6 protein-coding genes are annotated in these 5,003 nt (G+C 71.6%); 3 read left to right on the top strand and 3 right to left on the bottom strand.

From position 1 onward, the window contains the following. Both LLG88_00495 and LLG88_00490 read right to left on the bottom strand, forming a co-directional pair. Positions 1-225: hypothetical protein (locus LLG88_00495; GenBank protein MCE5245392.1), on the bottom strand; the 225-nt coding region annotated here is incomplete at its 3' end. Next, on the bottom strand, positions 222-866 hold the full coding sequence (locus tag LLG88_00490) for a hypothetical protein (protein MCE5245391.1): 645 nt from the start codon (positions 864-866) through the stop codon (positions 222-224). The genes LLG88_00495 and LLG88_00490, both read right to left, overlap by 4 nt. Positions 867-1,054: 188 nt before the next feature. Between LLG88_00490 and LLG88_00485 the strand changes: the two genes are divergently transcribed. Further along, entirely contained in the window at positions 1,055-1,804 is a 750-nt protein-coding gene (locus LLG88_00485; GenBank protein MCE5245390.1) for an LOG family protein, read from the top strand. Positions 1,805-1,858: 54 nt separating this feature from the next. Here LLG88_00485 and LLG88_00480 read toward each other — a convergent pair whose 3' ends face one another. Next, the gene (locus LLG88_00480) at positions 1,859-2,545 is read right to left on the bottom strand and encodes a metal-dependent hydrolase (protein ID MCE5245389.1); all 687 of its coding nucleotides are present in this window, start codon (positions 2,543-2,545) and stop codon (positions 1,859-1,861) included. 80 nt (positions 2,546-2,625) lie between these two features. On the opposite strand from LLG88_00480, the gene lpxD reads away from it, so the two are divergent. Continuing rightward, the gene (lpxD, locus tag LLG88_00475) at positions 2,626-3,627 is read left to right on the top strand and encodes a UDP-3-O-(3-hydroxymyristoyl)glucosamine N-acyltransferase (protein ID MCE5245388.1); all 1,002 of its coding nucleotides are present in this window, start codon (positions 2,626-2,628) and stop codon (positions 3,625-3,627) included. A gap of 4 nt (positions 3,628-3,631) precedes the next feature. Next, positions 3,632-4,219 (top strand): leucyl/phenylalanyl-tRNA--protein transferase, encoded by a 588-nt coding sequence (aat, locus tag LLG88_00470; GenBank protein MCE5245387.1) that lies wholly within the window; start codon positions 3,632-3,634, stop codon positions 4,217-4,219. The last annotated feature ends 784 nt before the right edge of the window (positions 4,220-5,003 follow it).

The raw sequence follows: 5,003 nt of genomic DNA, 5'->3' as shown, positions 1-5,003 counted from the left end.
CGGCGAGATCCGCTCCGGCAGGTCGCCGCCCAGACGAAGCTCGGCGTTGTAGAAGTCGATGACGACCTCGTACCCCTGCGCGAGGAACGGGCCCCAGATCTGGCGGACGCGGTTCTCGGCGTTCTTGCGCTGCGGATGGCCCGCCGGGTAGAGGCGGCACGCCTGCAGCGCCAGCGCGAGGACGCGGACGAGCTGCTGCGCGGGGCTGGCGGTCTGCGGGCTCACGCCTGCCCCTCCGCCGGCTCCCGCATCCCCGCCAGGACCGCGTTGGTCATCGCGCGGACCTTGGCGTCCGGATGCACGGTGAGCGCCTGCATCGTCTCGCGCGCCAGCCGCCGCGGCAGGGTCGCCGCGACCATCAGGAAGGCCAGCGCGTCGTTTTCGGCGTAGGCCGGGGCGATCTCCGCCGCGCGGCGCCACGTCGCCTGTCCGAGCCTGGCCGCGAATTCCTTCAGCCGCTCGATGTTCGGCGAGGGCGGCTCGGCGGCGATCCGCTGGCAGAGCGCCCAGATCGCCTGCGGCCCGGCGGCGCCGAGCAGCGCGCCCAACGCCGGGGACGGGTTCCCTTCCATCGTCAGCGCGGCCGCGACGAGACCTTCCGCCGCCTGCGGTTGTTCGAGGACGCCGAGAAAGCCGAGCGCCGCCTTCCGCACGTCCGCCGCGGTCGTCGCGGCGAGCGCGTCGTTGCGGGCGATCACCGCCAGATCGCGCAGTTCATCCCACGGGCCGAGCCGGCAGGCGTCGAAGGCGAGGGCCGTCGCGCGCGAGTACAGCGCGGCCTTCTCCGGCGCCGGTCCGGGATCGACGGCGAAGAGATGCGCGAGGATGGCGGTTGCCGCCGAGGCGGCCGTGTCGGCGAGTCTCATGGGCCTCCTAGGACAACTATTGTCCCGCGAGTGGCCGAAAACAATACACGCTCCGCGGAAAAGGCCCCCGCGGAGTGCGCTTCGCGACAGTTTAGCCGCTCCCGGGGCGTCCGGTCGATGGCCGGACGCGACTGATTGCGCCTATATTCGCTCCCTTCCGCCCCCCACCACCCGGAGGAAGCGCCTCGATGTCCGACCACCCCGCCCCGCTCACGGGAATCTCCAAGGCCTACAAGAACTCCGAGTTCCTCGCCAGTCCGAACGCGCGGGTGATCCGCCTGCTCTCCGAGTACCTCGAGCCGGACGCGCGCTTCGAGCGGCTGAACGTCGAGGACACGATCGTCTTCTTCGGATCGGCTCGGGCGAAGGCGGACGGCGCCGGAGACCCCCGGCTCGCCGCGGCCTTCCAGGCGGCCGAGGAACTGGCCTACCGGATGACCCTCTGGTCGAAGGGGCTCAACCACGGCAAGCACCGCTTCATCGTCTGCAGCGGCGGCGGCCCCGGGATCATGGAGGCGGCGAACCGCGGCGCCTCGCGCGCCCGCGGCCTCTCGATGGGGCTCGGGATCAGCCTGCCGATGGAGCAAGGGGTCAACGGCTACGTCTCGCGCGAGCTGGCCTTCGAGTTCCATTACTTCTTCATGCGCAAGTTCTGGTTCGTGAACCTGAGCCGCGCGCTCGTCGTCTTCCCCGGCGGCTTCGGCACGATGGACGAGCTGTTCGAGGTGCTGACGCTCCTGCAGACGCGCAAGGCGAGCCGGCAGCGGCCGGTCGTGCTCTACGGCAAGGCGTTCTGGGAGAAGGCGATCAACTGGGACGTCTACGCCGAGTGGGGCGTGATCAACCGCGAGGACCTGCAGCTCTTCCGGATCGTGGACAGCGTGGACGAGGCGTTCGACCACCTGACGTCGGAGCTGACCCGCATCCACGGGCTCTGATCGATTCCGCGGAACGGGCGCCGCGGCGGCGCGGCGCCCTTCCCCGTCTCTCCGCTATTCCAGCGTCAGCGAACCGCCCGGGGGCACGACGACCGCCTTCCCGCCGCCCGCCTCGACCTTGCGGCGGAAATCCTCCGGGTCGGCCTTGATCAGATCGAAGGTGTTGTAGTGCATCGGCACGTTGACCGCGGCGCCGAGGAACGACGCGGCGCGCACGGCGTCGGCGACGTCCATCGTGAAGTTGTCGCCGATCGGGAGCAGCGCGGCGTCGAGCGGGCCCCAGGCCTCGCCTATCAATTTCATGTCGAGGAAGAGGCCGGTGTCGCCGGCGTGGTAGACCTTCTTCCCGCCCATCGTCAGCACGACGCCGCACGGCGCGCCGAGCGCCTCGCCGTTCGGGCCGGTCGAGCCGTGGTGCGCGATCGTCAGCTTCACGTGCCCGAACGGGAAGGTCCGCCCGCCGCCGATGTGGAGCGGGTGTCCCTTGCAGCCCTGCCGCTCGAGGTAGGCGACGATCTCGAAGTTCGAGACGACGAGCGCGCCGGTCCGCTTGGCGATCGACGCCGCGTCGCCGACGTGGTCGCCGTGCCCGTGCGTGACGATGATGGCGTCGAGCGTGCGGAACGAGTCGGGGCCGACGTCGGCGAGCGGGTTGCCGCCGAGGAACGGGTCGATCAGGACGCGGCGGGCGCCGTCGTCGAACTCGAAGCAGTCGTGGCCGTGGTAGCGGATGGTCAGCATCGTCGGGCTCCTTGCGATATCTTGGACGGGAAGGATACGACGGCCGCGCGGCGGCAGGCGACGCGGCTTGGAGACGGACGATGGACGCGACGCGGATCGGGCTCGACGAAATCGCGCGGGCGGCCGGCGGGCAGGTCGTGGGGAACGGCCGGCGCCGCGTGGCGCGGGTGGCGGAACCGGAGGAGGCCGCGGCCGACGCGCTCTGCGTCGTCTGGATGGCCGAGTATCTGGAGCGCGTTCCGGCCGAGGCGGCCCTGCTGGCGGGAATCGGCCTCGTGCCGGCGGGCCGCGACGGCGTGGAGGTGAAGGACCCGCGCACGGCGCTCGCCGCCGTGCTGCCGCTCTTCGCGCCGAAGCGCGGCGCGACGCCGGGGATCCACCCGAGCGCGGTCGTCGATCCGTCCGCGGTCGTGGACGCGACCGCCGCGGTCGGGCCGCTCTGCGTCGTCGGCCCCGGCGCGCGGATCGACGCCCGGGCGGAGCTCGAGGGGCACGTCTTCGTCGGCGCGAACGTCGTCGTCGGCGAGGCGACGAGGATCGAGGCCCACGTCGCGCTGCGCGAGGGAACGGTGATCGGGCGCCGCGCGATCGTCCACTCCGGCTCGGCGCTCGGCTGCGACGGCTTCGGCTTCGTTCCGGGGCGCGCCGGCCACACCAAGATCCCGCAGATCGGGCACGTCGTCGTCGGCGACGACGTCGAGATCGGCGCCCTCTGCACGATCGACCGCGCGACGTTCGGGGCGACGACGATCGGCGACGGGACGAAGATCGACGACCACGTCCACGTCGGCCACAACTGCCGCGTCGGCAAGAACTGCCTGATCGTCGCCTTCACCGGCCTCGCCGGCAGCACGGTCCTCGGCGACGGGGCGACGATGGCCTCGCGCACCGGGACGGTGCCGCACTGCCGTATCGGCAAGGGGGCGGTGGTCGGCGGGATGGCCGGCGTGACGACCGACGTCGGCGACGGCGTCTTCGTCTCCGGCTTCCCCGCGCAGGAGCACCGCCGGGAGCTCAAGCAGCAGGCGCTGCTGCGGCGGCTGCCGGAGCTGTTCGACCGGGTGAAGAAGCTCGAGCGCTGACGCGATGCGCGTCACGCCCCAGCTGATCCTGGCGGGGTACTGCCAGGGGATCTTCCCGATGTCCGATCCCGACGGGGACCGGATCGCGTTCTACAGCGCCGACCCGCGGGGGATCATTCCGCTCGACGGGTTCCACGTGCCGCGGCGGCTGGCGAAGACGATCCGCCGAGGGCGGTTCGAGATCCGCTTCGACAACGACGTCTCCGCGGTCATCGAGGGGTGCGCGGCGCCGGCGCCGGGACGCGAGGAGACCTGGATCTCGCCGGCGATGATCGACATCTACGGGCGTCTCGCCGAGCTCGGTTTCGTGCACAGCGTCGAGGCGTGGTACGAAGGCCACCTCGCGGGGGGGCTCTACGGCGTGGCGATCAAGGGGCTCTTCGCCGGCGAGAGCATGTTCTCGATTCTCAGCGACGCGAGCAAGGTCGCGCTGGTGGCGTTGGTCGAGCGACTGCGGGCGCGCGGCTTCCTCCTGCTGGACTCGCAGTTCCTCACGGGCGGGCATTTGCGCCAGTTCGGGGCGGTCGAGATTTCGGCCGCGGAGTACAAGGCCCGGCTTGCGGAGGCTCTCGCGGTGGACGCGACGTTCTGATTGCAGCGCGGTCGGTTCGGTTCCGCAGAACACGGCCCGCGCGACTCGCGGGTCGCCGCCTTTGCCTCGCTGGGCAATGCCCGCGCGACTCGCGGGTCGCCGCCTTTGCCTCGCTGGGCAATGCCCGCGCGACTCGCGAGACGCGCGTCGGGCGGAGGGGGCGGCGGCTCCGCCGACCGGGCAACGGCTGCGCCGCCGCCCCCGCACGCCCGACGTGCTGTCGTGTTTGGTAGGGCGCTTTGGTGGTTGTCCGCTGGGGGATGGTCCTTCTTGGATGGTTCGCGCGTCCTGCACGGCCTCGCGCCGCGGCCGTGATCCGCGGTCACCGCGACGTGTCGCGCGCCGCGGTGTCAGGGCGCGTGGCCATCGATGGTCGCGCAACGCGCGACGGGGGGCGGCGGCTCCGCGACGGGGCAATGCTCCGCCGCCGCCCCCCGCCGCACGTCGCGCTCGTCGTCTTCGGCGCCCCGCTTTGGCGGGTGCCTCGATGGCGATCGGCGCCTGATGACGACGGGCACCTCGGCGGCGACGGGCGTGTAGGACGCTGCTGAAAAACGGCTCATTTCGGCCATTCGAGAGCGTTGACGGGGTGCTGCGCGGGCGAGAACCGACCGAGAGGGGCGGACGAGGGGGCGTCTGCGGATCGGAATCGACCCGCAGACGCTGTCTTTTCGGTCTCAGGGCAGACTTGGAGCGAGGCGGGTGAGCCGGACGAGGTTGTAGACGGCCGCGGCGAACTGGAAGGTCCAGTCCACCGTCCTCAAGCCGCGGTGTCGGAGCTTCC

Source organism: bacterium, assembly GCA_021372775.1.
Classification (GTDB): Bacteria; Acidobacteriota; Polarisedimenticolia; order J045; family J045; genus JAJFTU01.
This window is presented reverse-complemented; position numbering and strand designations above follow the sequence as displayed.

Excerpts from the sequence above, each read along its gene's own strand:
- LLG88_00490 (MCE5245391.1), bottom strand. The coding sequence starts at position 866 with ATGAGACTCGCCGACACGGCCGCCTCGGCGGCAACCGCCATCCTCGCG.
- LLG88_00485 (MCE5245390.1), top strand. The coding sequence starts at position 1,055 with ATGTCCGACCACCCCGCCCCGCTCACGGGAATCTCCAAGGCCTACAAG.
- LLG88_00480 (MCE5245389.1), bottom strand. The coding sequence starts at position 2,545 with ATGCTGACCATCCGCTACCACGGCCACGACTGCTTCGAGTTCGACGAC.
- lpxD (MCE5245388.1), top strand. The coding sequence starts at position 2,626 with ATGGACGCGACGCGGATCGGGCTCGACGAAATCGCGCGGGCGGCCGGC.
- aat (MCE5245387.1), top strand. The coding sequence starts at position 3,632 with ATGCGCGTCACGCCCCAGCTGATCCTGGCGGGGTACTGCCAGGGGATC.